The 17379-nt window shown below is 33.6% G+C and carries 17 protein-coding genes; 9 read left to right on the forward strand and 8 right to left on the reverse strand.

Annotation, left to right across the window (positions count from 1 at the left end; translation table 11 throughout):
- Positions 1 to 62: 62 nt before the first annotated feature.
- The 3 genes from RT037_RS02475 to RT037_RS02485 are packed head-to-tail and all read right to left on the reverse strand — an operon-like array spanning position 63 to position 5560.
- Positions 63 to 4067, reverse strand: coding sequence for a T9SS type B sorting domain-containing protein (locus RT037_RS02475; RefSeq protein ID WP_313027915.1), 4005 nt, complete (start codon positions 4065 to 4067; stop codon positions 63 to 65).
- A 47-nt stretch (positions 4068 to 4114) separates the two neighbouring features.
- Positions 4115 to 5206, reverse strand: coding sequence for an MBL fold metallo-hydrolase (locus RT037_RS02480; protein ID WP_313027918.1), 1092 nt, complete (start codon positions 5204 to 5206; stop codon positions 4115 to 4117).
- 3 nt (positions 5207 to 5209) lie between these two features.
- Positions 5210 to 5560, reverse strand: a complete 351-nt coding sequence (locus RT037_RS02485; RefSeq protein ID WP_312324683.1) for a hypothetical protein — start codon at positions 5558 to 5560, stop codon at positions 5210 to 5212.
- Between the two features lie 154 nt (positions 5561 to 5714).
- Between RT037_RS02485 and RT037_RS02490 the strand changes: the two genes are divergently transcribed.
- From RT037_RS02490 to RT037_RS02500, 3 genes are all read left to right on the forward strand, one after another.
- The gene (locus RT037_RS02490) at positions 5715 to 7364 is read left to right on the forward strand and encodes a dipeptidyl-peptidase 3 family protein (protein ID WP_313027921.1); all 1650 of its coding nucleotides are present in this window, start codon (positions 5715 to 5717) and stop codon (positions 7362 to 7364) included.
- 280 nt (positions 7365 to 7644) lie between these two features.
- On the forward strand, positions 7645 to 7782 hold the full coding sequence (locus RT037_RS02495) for a hypothetical protein (protein ID WP_312324650.1): 138 nt from the start codon (positions 7645 to 7647) through the stop codon (positions 7780 to 7782).
- Between the two features lie 2 nt (positions 7783 to 7784).
- Complete coding sequence (locus tag RT037_RS02500) at positions 7785 to 8306, forward strand: hypothetical protein (protein ID WP_312324651.1); 522 nt, start codon at positions 7785 to 7787, stop codon at positions 8304 to 8306.
- A gap of 114 nt (positions 8307 to 8420) precedes the next feature.
- On the opposite strand, the gene RT037_RS02505 is transcribed toward RT037_RS02500, so the two are convergent.
- Positions 8421 to 8804: a hypothetical protein gene (locus RT037_RS02505; protein WP_312324652.1), complete on the reverse strand. Its 384-nt coding sequence runs from the start codon at positions 8802 to 8804 to the stop codon at positions 8421 to 8423.
- 171 nt (positions 8805 to 8975) lie between these two features.
- Positions 8976 to 9161 carry a hypothetical protein gene (locus RT037_RS13820; RefSeq protein WP_409456544.1) on the reverse strand — a complete coding sequence of 62 codons (186 nt, stop codon included), beginning with the start codon at positions 9159 to 9161 and terminating at the stop codon, positions 8976 to 8978.
- Between the two features lie 476 nt (positions 9162 to 9637).
- Between RT037_RS13820 and RT037_RS02515 the strand changes: the two genes are divergently transcribed.
- Complete coding sequence (locus RT037_RS02515; RefSeq protein ID WP_079667109.1) at positions 9638 to 9967, forward strand: single-stranded DNA-binding protein; 330 nt, start codon at positions 9638 to 9640, stop codon at positions 9965 to 9967.
- Positions 9968 to 9988: 21 nt separating this feature from the next.
- Here the strand turns inward: RT037_RS02515 and RT037_RS02520 are convergent, their stop codons facing one another.
- Positions 9989 to 10396 carry a hotdog domain-containing protein gene (locus RT037_RS02520; protein ID WP_312324379.1) on the reverse strand — a complete coding sequence of 136 codons (408 nt, stop codon included), beginning with the start codon at positions 10394 to 10396 and terminating at the stop codon, positions 9989 to 9991.
- Positions 10397 to 10575: 179 nt separating this feature from the next.
- On the opposite strand from RT037_RS02520, the gene hisS reads away from it, so the two are divergent.
- The 3 genes from hisS (at position 10576) to RT037_RS02535 (ending at position 12644) form a co-directional block, all read left to right on the forward strand.
- Positions 10576 to 11934, forward strand: a complete 1359-nt coding sequence (hisS, locus tag RT037_RS02525; RefSeq protein WP_313027931.1) for a histidine--tRNA ligase — start codon at positions 10576 to 10578, stop codon at positions 11932 to 11934.
- A gap of 5 nt (positions 11935 to 11939) precedes the next feature.
- Positions 11940 to 12065: a hypothetical protein gene (locus RT037_RS02530; protein ID WP_313027932.1), complete on the forward strand. Its 126-nt coding sequence runs from the start codon at positions 11940 to 11942 to the stop codon at positions 12063 to 12065.
- 318 nt (positions 12066 to 12383) lie between these two features.
- On the forward strand, positions 12384 to 12644 hold the full coding sequence (locus RT037_RS02535) for a hypothetical protein (protein ID WP_313027934.1): 261 nt from the start codon (positions 12384 to 12386) through the stop codon (positions 12642 to 12644).
- 51 nt (positions 12645 to 12695) lie between these two features.
- Here RT037_RS02535 and RT037_RS02540 read toward each other — a convergent pair whose 3' ends face one another.
- Together RT037_RS02540 and RT037_RS02545 are read right to left on the reverse strand one after the other, a co-directional pair.
- Complete coding sequence (locus RT037_RS02540) at positions 12696 to 12932, reverse strand: YtxH domain-containing protein (RefSeq protein ID WP_313027936.1); 237 nt, start codon at positions 12930 to 12932, stop codon at positions 12696 to 12698.
- A gap of 332 nt (positions 12933 to 13264) precedes the next feature.
- On the reverse strand, positions 13265 to 14575 hold the full coding sequence (locus RT037_RS02545) for a glycosyltransferase family 4 protein (RefSeq protein ID WP_313027937.1): 1311 nt from the start codon (positions 14573 to 14575) through the stop codon (positions 13265 to 13267).
- Between the two features lie 117 nt (positions 14576 to 14692).
- Here RT037_RS02545 and RT037_RS02550 point away from each other — a divergent pair, with 117 nt between their 5' ends.
- Together RT037_RS02550 and ggt are read left to right on the forward strand one after the other, a co-directional pair.
- Positions 14693 to 15253 carry a pentapeptide repeat-containing protein gene (locus tag RT037_RS02550; protein WP_313027938.1) on the forward strand — a complete coding sequence of 187 codons (561 nt, stop codon included), beginning with the start codon at positions 14693 to 14695 and terminating at the stop codon, positions 15251 to 15253.
- Positions 15254 to 15652: 399 nt separating this feature from the next.
- Complete coding sequence (gene ggt / locus RT037_RS02555; RefSeq protein ID WP_313027939.1) at positions 15653 to 17344, forward strand: gamma-glutamyltransferase; 1692 nt, start codon at positions 15653 to 15655, stop codon at positions 17342 to 17344.
- Positions 17345 to 17379 lie beyond the last annotated feature (35 nt).

Below are 17379 nucleotides of genomic sequence, written 5' to 3' on the forward strand. Positions count from 1 at the left end.
AAATTTCAGAAATATAACAAAACAGCGCTTCAATTTTGAGGCGCTGTTTTTTTTAATTAAAATTAATTTCGATTTATTAAAACCAAAAATCCTTTGAAACTTCGGCCATCACTAACATTAATGATGTACCAATATGTATCTGTTGGCAATGGATGTCCATTGATTTTTCCGTTCCATTCAAAAATGCCATTAACTTTGGTTTCGAAAAGCTTCTTACCAAATCGATCCAAAACAATGACTTGAGAATCTTTATAATTTTCTAAACCTTTAATTTTCCAAGTGTCGTTAATACCATCAGCATTCGGGGAAAAACTATTTGGGATTTCGAAAATACTAATTGTACGTTGGTCGATTATGCATCCCGCTTTTGTTTTAACATAGATGGTGTAATTTCCGTTTTCTAATTTAAATTGGTTAGAGGTTTGCCAGTTGATATTATCATCAGAATATAGATAATTGCCAGCTTCGGACATTATAATTGTTACCAAATTATTTTCTATTTGGATATTTTTAATCGTTGCAAGTTTTGCTTTTTTAACAACGACTGATGCCGAGTTTTGACAAGTTTTTTCAGTGGTGATAGTAACCGAATATGTGCCTTCAGTTTGAGTTTTAATAATTTGAGTTGTTTCGCCAGTATTCCATGAGAAAGTACATCCTGCACAGTCGCCAGCATTAAGTTCTGCATCGATGCCACTACAAAATTCAACTTCGGGAGGAAGGCTCAGTTTTGGTTTTTTGTTTAAATTAAATTCTAATGTAAACCATTGCGAACAACCAACTGTGTTTTTAATTTCGACATTAAAAAGGTTATGCCCAATATTGAGTTTGGCTTTTGTAAAATCAGGCACCAATTGATGGTTACTATCATAAAAAGTGAATTGTAAACTGGTTATATTAGTAATTAATTTAGTTCTATAATCGTTTAAATTAATAAATTTAAAATCATCTGTTGTATCATTACAAAATGTAGGTTCAACATAATTTTTAGCAGGTATACTACTATTATTAACGGCAACTTTTACAGCTAATTTATTAATACTTTCACAACTAGAAATTGTTTGTGTTGCATAATAAGTTTCGCCATCAATAAGTGAAGTTGTTTGGGCTAATAAAATATTTGATGCATTATACCATTTGATATTTTGTCCTGTAAGTGCAATATCTGCTAAGGTCGGATGTTGTCCAATACAAAAGTTTTGAAAGGAATTTCCAGATGGTGCCACAGGATCTGAAATTTTAACCAAGATTTCTAGTTTTGAACTTTCACAACCGGCGCTATTTTGTGTGACATAATATTTTTTATTATCAACCAAGGCTGTATTTACTGGTAAAATCGCACCACTCGCGTCATACCATTTTAGGTTAGTCCCAACAACTTGGATATCCGAAATTTTTGGATGCTTAATCGCGCACAATTTTTGTGGAGAATTTCCTGTAGGTCTCGGTTGATCGGTAATTTCTACTAGTTGGGTTTGTGTTTCGGTATTTCCATTTCCGTCATTGTATGTCCAAGTAATTGTATAAAGACCAGGAAGACTATAACTTAAAGGATCTGTCGTTGTTGCTGTAATTTTTCCTGCACATTTGTCTGTCGCAGTCGGAATTGGTGTCACTACAAAATTACAATCACCAGTTAATTTTGGAAGACTAGGATTGTCAGGAATAGGTTTTTCATTATCCCCAACAAAAACAGTCACTGTATAAGTACCATCGCAACCTCCAGTCCCAGTAATGTGACAATAATAAATGCCAGAATTTGCAGTTGTGGCATTCGTGATAATGGGATTTTGCAGACTGGATGTAAAACCATTAGGACCAGTCCAAGAAAAATTTGTCCCGCCAGACGCTTTTAGTTCGATGCCACTACCAACACAAATTGGAGAATTTGAGGAGACAAAAGGATTATTAATACAATCACTAAACTTCGAAATAAATGCTTTTCCTGCGGAAGCAGTGTTAGTTGGCATGTATGTTCCTGGTGTACCAATTCGATCAGAACTGCTAGTTGATCCGCATAGAAAGATTGTTTTTGATGCTTCACTGATTGCAATATCACTTCCTGAGTCAGTTGATGAGCCTCCAAAATAAGTCGCCCATATTTTTGAAAAATTTAAGCCATTATATTTTGAAATGAAGGCATCGCTATAACCTAAAACTATTCTTTGATAAGCATTTGTAGTTGAGAATCTTACCTCATCATTCCTTGCGATTCCTACGAGATAGAAATCTCCATTGGATAAAGATTTTACATTTGTAATTGTTGATGGAAAATATGAACTTCTAATGATACTACCATTGGTGCTAAATAGTGTATAAAAAGAATTATAACCATTGGGAGCTTGATTTTGATATTGAGGATACTCTCCATCAGAAGTAGCAATACCTGTCTTACTATAAGTAATACCTGATAACAATACTTTATCATTACCATAACTTATATTGTAGGCGACATCTTCTCCATCACCTCCTAGATATGTACCAAAAATTATATTTCCATTGGATGAAAAGGATGCTAAAAAAGCATCAAAGTCTTTGCCTTTAGTGGTTTGATAGCTATTTCCAAAACTAATCCCGTCATTGCTAAATGTCGTTCCAACCGCGTAGATATTATTTTTTTCGTCAGTTGTAAGATCTGTGATTTTATTTTGTAAACTTCCTCCAAAGTATGAACCCCAAATTAACTGTCCGCTTGTAGAAAATTTTGCGATGAAACCATCATAAACCTGATTGCTGGCGTTTCCTGCATTTGTTCCGTTTGTTGATATTCTCGTTTTACTATTGGTTGAGCCTCCAATTACAATATCATTATTTTGGTCAATTGAAAGTGCTGATAAAATCTCGGCATCTTCACCCCCATAATAGGTTCCCCATATTCTTGTACCTCCAGGATTAAGCTTAATAATGAATCCATCAAATCCATCAGAGGCTGGTAAAGCGCTTTTGTATGTTCCAGGTGTACCATGGTTTTCGTAAGTTGTTGACCCTGTTACAATAATATAATTGTTTTTATCTATTGCTACACGATTTGTTGTACTTCTCAAATAGGTGCTAAATAGGCGTTGTCCATCTTTGTCAAATTTCGTCAAATAGCCATCAACTTCAAATATATGCGGATTTGTAGACCAATGATTATTAATGTAAGACCCGGTGGTTGCAAGATTTGATCTACTATAGGTTAGTCCAGTAAATATTACATTGTCAAAAAGATCTTTTGTCATAAAACTAGCAGAATCATCATTATCTCCACCAAAAAAACTCCCCCAAATCCTTGTTGGCACAGGATCTATAACAATGGTTTTATCAGAAATGTTAACTTCAGAATCAAAACCAAATGTTTGATTTCCTAAATCTTTGAAATTAACAACAATGTTTTGTTTTGAATTAGAATGTTCTATCCAAGAGTTAGGAATGTTTTCTTGCATTTCTCCAAAACGGAGTGCCATAGCGAGTTTGCCATCTTTTAATTTGGTTTTGGCACCTTCAAATTTCATTTTGATGTCTGATACTTTTCCACCTGGATGAACTAAGAAATTATATTCTACGGTTTTTGTAGAATCTTTAGGTTTAAAAAATACTAAATCAACATTATTATAAACATTTTTGTAAACAATTCGCTCATAACGATGCACTTTTTCAACCCCTTTTGGGTTGTGCTCTAGATTGTAATAATTCTCATAATCTGGCGATTTTCCGTTAGCTTCAATTTGGACATTAGTGTTGGCATTAACGAGATTGATGTCGACACGATGATATTTAGAAGTATATTCGACCTCTTGATTTTGCTTTTTCTGAAGCTTAGGATTAATGGTATTTTCAGAAGTTGCTTGTTTCTTTTTTGATACTTTTTTTTCAACTTCATAGACATCATAAGAAAAACCAGTTTTCTTGATTTGGACATTTAATCCCGCGGAATTAAAAAGATACTTAACCTCAGGATTTGGCTTTGCCTTTTGGTCAATAATTTGACCTTTATTTTCGTAGAAATAATATTGATTTTGATACTTATTTTGAGCCAGTAGAAACGTAGCAATACTTAAAAAAACAATAGTAAAAATTCTCTTCATCGAGCTTTTTGTAAATTTCGGCAAAGATAATCTTTTTTAACAAAATTTTAAGAAGCCCACCAAGCTGCAAATTCTTGATTTTTATTATTTAAATCCACCTTTTCGCCAATCATTGGTGTGAAGATTTTAAAGTTTTTGCCTTGACTATTTTCTGTAATTTTCTCTAAAGGCTCTTTCCAAGAATGCATGGCTAAAGCAAATTTTGAAGAATGAACAGGGATAACATTTTCGGCTTGTAGATCTTCGATAACATTTATAGTTTCGGACGGCAAAGTGTGGATGTAATGCCAACGCTCGTTATATTGTCCATTTTCGAGAATTGCCCAATCAAAAGAACCGAACTTTTCACCAATGTTTTTAAAATGTTTTCCGTAACCACTATCGCCACCAACAAAAATGTTATGACGATTAGATTTTAAAACAAAAGAGGACCAAAGACTGATATCTCTTTTCAAGCCTCGTCCAGAAAAATGTCGGGCTGGGGTAGAAGTGATGTGGATATTTTTTTCTAAAACCGCATCTTCGTACCAATCCAGTTCTATCAATTGGTTTTCTGCAAATCCCCAACGTTCGAGATGTGCACCAACACCCAATCCACAAATGATTTTCTTAATTTTTGGTTTTAAACTTTTTAAAGTTTTATAATCCAAATGATCGTAATGATCATGCGTAATAATCAAATAATCGATCTCAGGAAAATCATCCGATTGATAAATATCCGAACCTTTGAAAGATTTTGTTGTACCTGCAATTGGCGAAGCGTTGCCACTAAAAACTGGATCCACCAGAAACTTTGTCCCATCAACCTGAAAATAGTAAGATGAATGTCCCATCCAAACTAAAAATTCGTCATCAGTATTTTGAGATTTTAATTCAGTTTTTTTTGAAGGAATGGCTTGTTTTGGCGTTTTATTAGGAACCTTTTGTGTTAAAAAATCCCACATAACTTTTTTGGGTGTAAAGCCTTCTCCGAAGTTAGGCGTATGTTCTATATTTTGAAAACGTCCTTTTCGGAAGTTTGCAGATTTTTTAATTCTTTCGAGGCGACGACCTTTAGATTTAGAACCAAAAATCGGTTGTTGCATAAATAGAAAAACTGTAGTAGCAATTGCTAAAACGATGATAAGTATAAAATACATAATTTAATTCGAAATGTTTTTGACCAGCAAAATCCAATCATCTTCCAAAAATTTGTAACCTTGGTCGTAGACAAATCTATATTCCGAAGCGTTTTTGTACACAACTATCTGTGTAAAATACTCGAAACTGAATCCCAAAGCCAACAATTTTGATTTTAAAATTTTGGTTTTACCGTCAATATTGCAATCTGTCAAAATACGATGATTCTTGCGAAGTTGATAATTGATATTTCGCATCAGATTAGTCGTGTCTTTATTGATTCGGTTGTTGTAACTGTTGCGACAAGCATCAGAACAAAATTTTTTATCAGAGCGACCAACGATTTTTTCGCCACATTCTGGACAAGTTTGCATGGTGTTAATATTCAGTTTCGGAAGAATCAAAAACTATTCCCTTCAATAAAAATGCTCGTTTTGACTGCTTTTAAAATCAAAATTATCATGTTTTAATACAAGAAAATAGATTTGCTCCGAAGATTAATAACTAAATTTACACAAATTAATTCTAATGAAATCAAAAACAATTATACTTGGCTTATTAGCTGTTTCGGGTTTGTTAACCAATTTTTCGGCTCAGAAAAAAACAACTAAAACAAAGGCAAAAATTACAAAAATGCAAGAGTCTTATCCTTTTCAACAATACGCAAAAGTTGACCTAACAACCGATATTTCGCATTTAACAACGAAAGAAAAAGAAGTTTTGAAATTAATGTTCAAAGCTGCAAAAGTGATGGACGATTTGTTTTGGCAACAAGCTTACGGTGACAAAACTAAATTGTTGTCCAAATTATCTGGTGAAGCGAAAGATTATGCTATCATTAATTATGGACCTTGGGATCGTCTTAATAACGAAAAGCCATTCGTAGCGGGCGTTGGTGCAAAGCCAGTAGGTGCGACTTACTATCCAACTAACATGACAAAAGCTGAGTTTGAAAAGGCGGATGTTAAAGACGGAAAATCGGCTTATTCTGTTGTTAAAAGAGATGATAAAGGCAAGTTATATGCGGTGCCGTATTCGGTAGAGTTTAAAACTAAATTGCAAGAAGCTGCAAATTATCTGAATGAAGCGTCGACAATCGCGGAAGATGCAGGTCTTAAAAAATATTTGAAGCTTCGTGCAGAAGCTTTAATGACGGACAATTATTATCCGAGCGATTTGGCGTGGATGGACATGAAAAACTCAAATTTGGATTTGGTTATTGGCCCAATCGAAAATTATGAAGACCAAATGTTTGGTTACAAATCATCTTTTGAAGCTTATGTTTTGGTGAAAGATGTGGAGTGGAGTAACAAGTTGGCGAAGTTTGTGAAATATCTTCCCGAGTTGCAAACCAATCTTCCTGTAAAAGCAGAATATAAGAAGGAAGTTCCAGGGACAGATTCGGATCTTAATGCCTATGATGTCGTATTTTATGCTGGGGATTGCAACGCAGCTGGAAAAACCATTGCTATTAACTTACCAAATGATGAGAAAGTTCAATTAGAAAAAGGAACGAGAAGATTGCAACTTAAAAATGCGATGAAAGCTAAGTTTGATAAAATTTTGGTTCCGATTGCAACTTCGCTTATCGATGAAAGTCAACAGAAGAATATCAAATTTGATTCGTTCTTTTCTAACGTGATGTTCCATGAAGTGGCGCACGGCTTAGGCATTAAAAATACAGTTAACGGCAGAGGCTCTGTTCGCGAAGCATTGAAGGAAGCTAACTCAGCTTTGGAAGAAGGAAAAGCGGATATCCTAGGACTTTATATGGTTAATCAACTGTTACAAAAAGGCGAATTGTCGGGAAGTAAAGAAGATTATTTCGTAACATTTTTAGCTGGGATTTTCCGTTCGGTGAGATTCGGGGCAAGTTCGGCGCACGGCACTGCGAATATGATTGCGTTTAATTACTTTGCTGAAAAAGGCGCTTTCGAAAAGTCAGCCAACGGACGATATAAAGTTAATGTTCCGAAGATGGAAGCTGCGATGAATGGCCTTTCAGAACTGGTTTTAACATTACAAGGTAACGGCGATTATGACGGCGTTAAAAAATTGTATGCCGAAAAAGGTATTATCCCAGCAGATTTACAAAAAGATCTTGACAAGCTAAAAACACATAATATTCCTGTCGATATTGTTTTTGAACAAGGTCCTCAAATGTTAGGTTTGAAATAATTTAATAATAAAAAAACAGAAGTTATTTTTAGCTTCTGTTTTTTTTGTTTTTTCAAAGATTTTTTTAATCTATAATGTGGTTGTTAGTCAGTGTTTTAGTTTTATAATATAATAAAAAATATTAATAATACATTAAAACTAAAAAAGCATTCTTATCGAAAAATATAGTGTCAAAAAGCAGTTTGAAAAAAGCAGAATTTTTGTAAAAATACCTAGAACTAGGTATTAAAAAGTCCAAAACATAGTCTAATATTGTGTGAGCAATAAAAAGTATTTAACTATGAAAACTCTATTTTTACTTTGTACAATTTTTGCTTTTACGAATGTAACAGCTCAAAAAGTGACTGTGTCGACATCTGAAAATGATGCTAGTATTATTGTCAATGGACAATTGGTTGGTCCGGAACTTATCTTTTGAAAGTGGATAAAAGTGAATGTTATAATGTTAAGGAGCAGAAAACAGAATTTTTAAAATATGAAGCCACCGTTTGTGGAAAGAAAGCAGGACCAGAGCCACCTAAAACTTTGTTTTTCAATATGAAAACGAATGACTCCGAAGAAGCATCTATTAAAACGGATCAGGCTAATATTGATTTCGAAATTGCTGTAAATCCAGACCTTTCAATTTCTGACGCGTGGAAGTTGACTACCCAAATTGTGACAGACTATTTTGACGCAATCGAGGTTAGCGACAAAGAAACTTCTTATCTGCGAACAGCTTGGAGTATTCAATCCTTTCAACAAAATACAATCCGTACTAGGCTTATTGTTAAGTTATCAAAATCGAATCCATTAACTTTTAAAGTTAAACTTAATAGCGAATATTCTGGTGCTAGTGGAACCAGTGTAAAGGCAGATGAACAGTTCCGTGATTGGGATCGTGTGCTTAGAAAATATCAAAATGTGATTAGCGATTTTTCAACTAGATTGTCTAAGAAATAAGCAAGTCACTTAGTTTTCCCATAGTCATATTAACCGAAGTCCAAATTTTCTTATTGATTTGGACTTCTTTTTTTAAGTCTAGATTTATTCTAAAACCTATTTTTTCGTAACATTTTATTGCTGATGTATTCCAGTCAAAGACGTGTTAAGTTCGGCGGTTTTATTTTTAAATTTTTTAAAATCAAAATCCAAAAGTCTTTCAATAATAATCTGTCCATAACCTTGTCCGCGATTTTCTTTTTCGCCAATCAAAATTCTGCCAAGAAGAAAGCTGTTTTCTTTTTTCAAAATTTGAGCATAAACTATTAATTTTTCATTTTTAAAAACTGAAAAAGCATAGCGATTCTCTTGTTTTAAATCTTCAATAAATTGTTTTTTAGTTAACGGAAAAACTAAAGCTGAACCAGCAAGTTGCATTAGATCTTCATTAGTTGTGATCCAATTATTTAGCAATTCAAAATCATCTTCCGAAAATGTTTTTAATAAAATATTTGTCATAAAAATTATTCCTCAACTGGATCAAAATTAGAAAAGAAGGTCGCGCCCTCATCAGACTTATAGGCTTGTTTTTTTAATAAAAATTCTTTGCCTTTCACAATCTTGTAGCTAGAGATACTGTCATCATAAAATTCAACTTTTCCGAAAAGGTTCTAATATATTTTTCTTAATTTAAAAAAAATAAGTTGCGCTTCCATCATAAAAAATGTCTGAGGTTACACAATCTCTTTTCTCGTTGTAATGCAAATTGGGATAATTCGCAGAGTTTTCCTCATCGATAAGTTTCTGCGATTTTGGATAAAAAACAAATAACCGATTAATTTCATTGGCTCCGCGCGCTGCCTGTGCAAACGAAATCTTGACATCCTTGTAGCCATCATTGTTGAGGTCTTCACTTGTGTCAACAGAGAGAACGAAATTTTTTTTTGAAAACGATAATCTTTAAGTTTAATCCATTTTTTATTTATTTTTTTAAACAATGAAAAACTAACCAAAGCCTCTTCATTAAGATTTTTTTGTACAACATCCAATTTGTAGTGATTATTTTTAATAACAGTTGTAGAATCCAAAAACTTTTGTGTTTCCTGAAAAGAGTGAAAATTTGTAAAAACTAAAATAATAATTACTAGAAAAGAAATTTTCATTTTTATGTTTTTGAATACTAAATCTACAAAAAATTGTATTTCAAATACTTATTCGTTTACAAACGACTACAAACGATTTTAAATATTTTATAACCGACTAATATTTTCTTATTCTCGCAACTTTGTCACAGAGATTCAGGAAAAGAAATGACGACCAGAATCTAGTTGTATAATTAAAATTTTAAAATTATGTCTTTAAGAAATCGCGTGACACTTATCGGTCGCACAGGAAAAGAAGTAGAAATCCACACTTTCGAAAGTGGTACAAAAAGAGCAAATGTTAGCCTTGCAACATCTGATTTTTATATTAACCAAAATGGAGAAAAAGTGGAAGAAACCCAATGGCATAACTTAGTTGGTTATGGAAAAATAATTGACATTTTAGAAAAATATGTTCCTAAAGGAAAAGAAATTGCCATTGAAGGCAAAATCATGTATCGTAATTACGAAGATAAAGATGGGGTAAAACGACAAATAACCGAAATCCGAATTGAAGAGATTCTATTATTAAGTAATTGATCTTAAAAAAATAACACAGAACTAATCTTCTGTGTTATTTTGATTTTTTAAGCGATCATCAACATATTCGATTTGCGTTTTGCCGTGAGCGACTGGTTTTCCGTTTTCACCCAAAGCAACCATCACAATTTTATCAATGGTGATAATGGTTTGATGTGTCATCTTGTTTCTGACTTCACATTTTAGGGTGAGAGAAGTGTGTCCAAATCCGATTGGCAAAAGTCCTATTTCGATAATGTCGCCTTGTTTGGCGGAGTTTACGAAATTAATTTCGGACATATATTTGGTTACAGTTTTTTGATTTTCTAGCTGGATAATAGCATAAAGAGCGGCTTCTTCATCAATCCATTCCAAAAGTCTTCCTCCAAAAAGTGTATGATTTGGGTTGAGGTCTTCTGGTTTTACCCATTTTCTTGTGTGGTATTTCATTGCGAGATTATTTTGATGACAAAGCTAAGTATTTATGCAGATTTTCTGGACGATTCTTGATGAAGTTAATCTATTCTCATAAGTTCTAAAACTGATAATATCTGTGTTAAAAATCAAAATTGAAAATTCTTAGATTATTAGTAACTTTGCTTTTATCAAAAAGAAGAATTTTTCAAAGCATGAAACCGAGTTTAGCAAAAGGAACAAGAGATTTTACATCGCAAGAAGTATTTCGTAGAAAATATATCATTAATAAACTTCAAAAGAATTTTGAACTATTTGGTTTTCAGCCTTTAGAAACACCAAGTTTTGAAAATCTTGCCACTTTAACAGGGAAATATGGTGAAGAAGGCGACCGTTTGATTTTTAAAATCCTAAATTCGGGAGATTATGCTTCTAAAACTAAAGAGGAAGATTGGAGTGCGAAAAATTCTCAAAAATTGATTTCTCAGATTTCCGAAAAAGCGCTTCGTTATGATTTGACAGTGCCTTTCGCCAGATTTGTAGCAATGAATAATGGACAGTTGACTTTCCCGTTCAAGCGTTATCAAATTCAACCCGTTTGGCGTGCTGATCGTCCACAGAAAGGACGTTACAGAGAGTTTTATCAATGTGATGCGGATGTTGTGGGAAGTACAAGTCTTTGGCAAGAAGTAGAGTTGTTGAAGTTGTATTTTAAATCATTTTCGGATCTTAATTTGCCTGTTTCAATCCACATGAATAACCGTAAAATTCTTTCAGGTTTGGCAGAATATGCGGGAATTTCGGATCAATTGATTGACTTTACTGTAGCTCTAGATAAGTTGGACAAAATCGGTAAAGATGGCGTGGTTAAAGAAATGAAGGAGAAAAATATTTCTCAAGAAGCCATCGCAAAGCTGGATTTCCTTTTTGAACAAGGAAGCGATGCTTTAGAAAATTTACTTCAATTAAAAGAACGTTTTGCTAACATTGAAATTGGTCTTCAAGGTGTTGACGAGTTAGAATTTGTCATTTTAAAAGCCAGAGATTTAGGAATTGAAGCAGAAAGTTTGGTATTTAACATCACTTTGGCTCGTGGTTTAGATTATTATACAGGCGCAATTTTCGAGGTTAAAGCAGATGGCGTTGAAATGGGTTCTATTGGCGGCGGCGGTCGTTACGATAATTTGACAGAAGTTTTTGGCGTTAAAGATATGCCTGGAATAGGGATTTCTTTTGGTTTGGATAGGATCTATTTGGTTTTAGAAGAATTGGATTTATTCCCAAATTTTAATGACAATCAAGTTAAGTATTTGTTTGCAAATTACGGTGATGCAGAAGCGATTGAAGCCTATAAAATCATTTCTAAACTTAGAGATAAAAACATAGCAGCAGAACTTTATCCAGACGCTGCAAAACTAAAAAAACAATTTACTTATGCTGAGAAAAAAGGAATTCAGAGTCTTGTTTTTCTTGGTCAAGAAGAAATTGAAAACCAAACCTTGACAATTAAAAATCTTACGACCGGCGAGCAAAGAACTATTCGTCAAGATGATTTTTTAAATATTGAATTATAAAATAAATGACAAATTCAAAGGTTTTTCATGTTCTTAACGGCGATTGTCTCGCTGCGACGCTTGACAAAGTTGTCGATAAATCTCAAATGATAATTTGGCGAGAATGCCTTATCGAAGGACCTGTTAAATAAGAGAATTTTTGGATAAACCGTCAATATTTTATTGCTCAAACTTACGCTGAATCTGAGATAGGCTATCAGGAAAAAGTACTTTCAGAATTTCAAAAGTTTGAAAATATCGAAGAAGGTTCTGCAATTTATTTTTGGTTTGAATACGATGTATTTTGTCAACTCAATTTTTGGTTTTTACTCAGCGAAGTCAAAAAAGATTTAAAGCTTTTCCGTGTTTTTCCAAAAGAAGAATCTTGGGACGGTTTTGCAAATCTTGAAGCAACAGATTTTGAAAATCAAATTAAAACTGCGATCGAAATTTCAGAACGAGATATTGCGTTGGCGAAAAAACTTTGGAAAGCATTTTCAGATAATGATTTAGAAGAATTAAAAAGTCTTTCTTCCGAAAACTCAAAAGTCTTTCGAAAGTTGCATTTAATAGTAGATTCAATTATAGATTTAAAATCTGGCGAAACAAAATCTGAATTAAAATATCTTTCAGAAAATTATAAAAACTTTGAAGATCTTTGCAAAGAAGTAAAACTAAAATATGGCGTTTTTGGATTTGGAGATTTACAAGTCAAAAACCTTATTAAATAACAAAAAAAAGACGGCATAAGCCGTCTTTTTTACTTCTTCTCGAAAGAAAAATTATTTAGCAGCGTTTTCAACGTCTTGCTTCAATTCTCCTGTTTTATTTTTTGCTTGATCAAGTGCGTCATTTGCTTTCGACTTCAAATCGTTGCCGAATTTCGTCAAATTATCTTTCGCTGTATTGATTTTATCTTTCACCGCTTGTTGCTCTTCTGGCGTCGATTTTTTATACTTCCAATATGCTAAAGCGCCCAATCCTAACAATGCCAAAAGGCCATTTTTCTTAGATCCCATAATTTATTTTTTTTAATTATTAACTATTTGATTTTGTATCTATAGAAGGAAATAACGTGCCAAAAAAGAAATCTATATTCATAATAAAAAGTTAAATTTTGGCGTGCCCATTTGCGCTCACTCGGTTCGACGCTCCGCGTCGCCCTCGTTCGCGCTTCAGGTCGGTTTACGCGCAGTCGCTGTGATGCTCGGACGGCTCCGCTGCGCTCCGCCGCCTCACATCACGAGCTCCAACAATGCGCTTCGCCCTCACGCAGATGCGGGATAATTAGAAAATTTAGAAAAATGAATTTTATTTTTTTGAAAGCTTAAAATTTAATGCCAAAGAAGAATTATTCAGTAACCAAAATATCCAGTTTTTCAGCCAAATCTTTTGTTAGATTTTTTCGTGAAAAAGCGTCAATGTTGGCGTTTTTAGAATTGCTATTTCCAGATTTACAAAGCTGATAAATTTGTAGAATATAAGATTTCAAGCTTTCAATTTCTGAATAATCAAAATGTTTTCCAGCCTTCGTTTCCTCCAAAATTTTTGAAACATCAGCCTCTTTTGGACCAAAAGAAAGAATAGGTTTTCCTGTCGATAAATATTCAAACAATTTCCCCGGAATAATACCTTTTGACGAATCGTTTGGAAAGTTAGTAATCAATAACAAATCCGAATTTTGCATTTCCTGATAAGATTCACCGTGAGCAAGATAACCGAGGATTTGCAAATGTTTTCCAACTTTTGATGCCTTTAGATTTTCAAGAATTTTATCATCGAGACGACCAACAAATTTCATTTCAAAATCTTTTTCAAAATCTTTATGCTCTTCCAGAAGTTCATTAATGGCTTTCCAAAGATTTTCTGGATTTCTCAACTGTTCCAACACCCCAACATAACTCAAACTGAATTTGTCTTTGTCGCTTTTTGATTTATCAGCTTCAACAAAATTACTTGTGTCAAAACCATTGGTAATACACACCGAATTGGCGCCCAGCTTTCTGAAATTTTTTGCGTCACTATAACTTGTTGCTAAAGTCAAATCAGCTGTTTTAAAAACTAATTTTTCGAGATTGCGCTGTTTTTGGTCAGAAGATTTTGTAAGTTTTAGATGTTTGTAATAAGATATTTCTGTCCAAGGATCACGGAAGTCGGCAATCCATTTTAGATTAGGAATTTCTTTTTTTAATCCAAGTCCAATTAAATGCAAAGAATGTGGTGGACCCGTTGTCACAATAACATCGATGTTTTTTTCTTTCAGATATTTTTTTAGAAAACTTATGGAAGGTCTTACCCAAAATTTTCGTGCATCAGGAATAAAAAAATTGCCTCGCACAAAAATAGAAAGCTTCGACATCATAGATTGATTTTTACCAACATCAAATTGTCCAGCTTTATATTTTTTATTGCCTTTACTGAATTTTTCAGCAAGTTGATAAGGTTCCCAAATTTTGGTTTTAACAATCTTTATGTTTTCAGGTACTTCTTTAAGAAGCGTTTCGTCAACAATCGGGTAACTCGGATTTTCGGGTGTGTAGATAATTGGTTCCCAACCAAAATCGGGAAGATATTTCGCAAACTTTAACCAACGTTGTACACCTGGACCACCAGCTGGAGGCCAATAATAAGAGATTATTAAAACTTTTTTCGAGGTTTTCATTCAAGCGCTTTTCGTCATCAAAATCGATTCTGTAAATTTACCCGTTTTTTAATATTGTCCCTAATTTAAAACTGAAAATAAAACTTTTCTTTTTTAATAAACTTTTAAATTCTAATTATGAAATCCTTTTTTGACCAACAATTTAGTCCAAGCAACTTTTCTGAAATCGAAAAAGGCGATTTTGACCAATGTATATTCGAAAATTGTGATTTCTCAGATTTTAATTTTTCAGGCTATAAATTCTCTGAAAGTCGTTTTGTCAATTGTAATTGGAGTCTTGCGAAGTTGGGAGATACGGCTTTTCGCGATGTGGAATTTGTGGAGTGTAAAATGTTAGGACTTCATTTTGAAGATTGTTATGACTTCGGATTTTCGATAGATGTCAAGCATTCAGTGCTCAATCATTCTTCTTTTTATCAGGTCGATTTGCGAAAGTCAAAGTTTAAAAATGTTGATTTCCACGAGTGTGAGTTTGCAGAAGCTAATCTTTCAAGGCTTATTTTGGCAGATTGTCGATTCGATCACGCTCATTTTGAGAGAAGTATTTTGGAAGCTGCAGATTTTCGTTCTGCGTCAGGATTTTCTATTAATCCCATTTATAATTCAATTAAAAAATCCAAATTTTCCAGAGAGAATATTTCAGTACTTTTAGGTGTTTTTGAGATTAATATAGAATAAAAAAAACGACGCGAAGCCGGTAATTACTTCGTTTAATTTTAAAGTTTTGTGGTTAACCTGCCTTTTTACCGTAGTCGAGTTTGTTCATAAAGAACTTATTTAGTTATTGAGTTTTCCCCTTTTTTGTAATATACAAACTCAAAATTCAAAAAAAGCTAAAGTTTATTAATAAACATTTTAACTTAATAAAGTAAGAATGTAGAATTAATATTACTTATAGGATGAATTTGATATATTATCTTTGTTTTGTGAATATAACTAATAAAAATATAAATAGAGTGATAATTTTTTAAAAAATTACTAAAGTTGTACCATGAATAATTGAATTTTAATCTTTTTATGGAATGTTGACATACTCGAATTTTAATCTTTAACTTTGCTTTTTTATTGATTTATACTATGAAAATTAAACTACTCGCACTTGCCTCAGTTTTGGCTTTTGGTAATATTACGGCGCAATACACAGATATTAATATTGTTAAAGAAGTTAAGGTCAAACGAAAAGGTGTAATTGTTTCGGCGCATCCTTTAGCCAGTGAAGCTGGTTCTAAAATTCTTAAAGAAGGAGGAAATGCTTTTGACGCGGTTATTGCTACACAATTGGCTTTGGCTGTAGTTTATCCACAAGCGGGTAACATTGGAGGTGGCGGATTTTTAGTTGCTACAACCAATAATGGGAAAAAAATAGCACTTGACTATCGCGAAACCGCACCAGCAAAGTCTACATTCGATATGTATTGGGACAAAAAAGGAAATGCAAATACCGATTTGTCACAGAATGGAAGATTGGCGGTTGGTATTCCTGGAAGTATTTCTGGGATGTTTGCGACGATGCCTTATGCTAAATTAAGTTTTGCTAAATTAATTCAACCAGCAATAGATTTAGCCGAAAAAGGTTTTGCAATTACTGAGCAAGAAGCGGGACTTCTTAATATGCATAAAGAAGAATTTGCGAAACATAATAAAAATGTCCCCGTTTTTATAAAAAATGAAAAATGGAAAGCTGGTGATATTTTGGTTCAGAAAGAATTGGCAGAAACCTTGAAACGTATTCAAAAGAATGGTGAAAAGGAATTCTACGAAGGTGAAACAGCCAAAATGATTGTTAACGAGATGAAACTCGGAAACGGAATTATTACTGCAGCCGATCTTAAAAACTATAAAACCAAGGAAAGAAAACCAATGACTTTTAGCTACAAAGGTCATGAAGTTGTTACTATGCCTTTACCATCAAGTGGTGGAATTTTGTTAGCACAAATGTTAAAAATGTACAGTTATGCTGATGTTAAAAATCCGCAACAAAATGCTATAGAGACTGTACAGCCTATGGTTGAGGCTGAGCGTCGTGCTTATGCGGATCGCGCCGAATATATGGGCGATCCAGATTTTATTAAAGATGAAACGACAAAGTTAGTAAGCGACGCGTATTTGCAAAACCGTTGGAAATCCTACAATCCGAATCAAGCGACACCGAGTAGTGAAGTTGGTAAAATCATAAAGCAAGGAAAGGAAAGTACTGAGACGACACATATTTCGATTTTGGATAAAGAAGGAAACGCGGTTTCGGTGACGACGACACTTAATGGACTTTATGGTAGTAAAACAGTCGTTTCGGGTGCTGGTTTTTTCTTAAATAACGAAATGGATGATTTTTCTGTAAAGCCAGGCGTGCCAAATATGTATGGCGCAGTTGGTGGAGAAGCTAACGCTATTAAAGCAGGGAAAAGAATGCTATCTTCCATGGCACCCACTATTTTGATGAAAGATAATAAAGTGAAAATGGTTGTTGGTACACCTGGAGGAACAACAATTCCAACCTCGGTTTTCCAAGCGATTGTAGATGTTGTAGATTTTGGTTTAAATGCCAACTTTGCAGTTAACGCTCCGAAGTTCCATCACCAATGGTTGCCAGAAACTGTGGCTGTTGAAAAAAACTTCCCAGAAACAACGGTGAAGTCTTTAGAAAAAATGGGTTACAAAATCGAACGTCGTGAGCAAATTGGAAGAACAGAAATTATTCTTGTGGACGATAATAAAAACATACATGCAGTGGCTGATGGTCGTGGTGACGACTCTGTTGGCGTGGAATAGTTTTTTTTAAAAAATTTTTAAAAGGAGTTTGGATT

It is taken from the genome of Soonwooa sp. (assembly GCF_032062245.1).
In the GTDB taxonomy this organism is placed as follows: Bacteria; Bacteroidota; Bacteroidia; order Flavobacteriales; family Weeksellaceae; genus Soonwooa.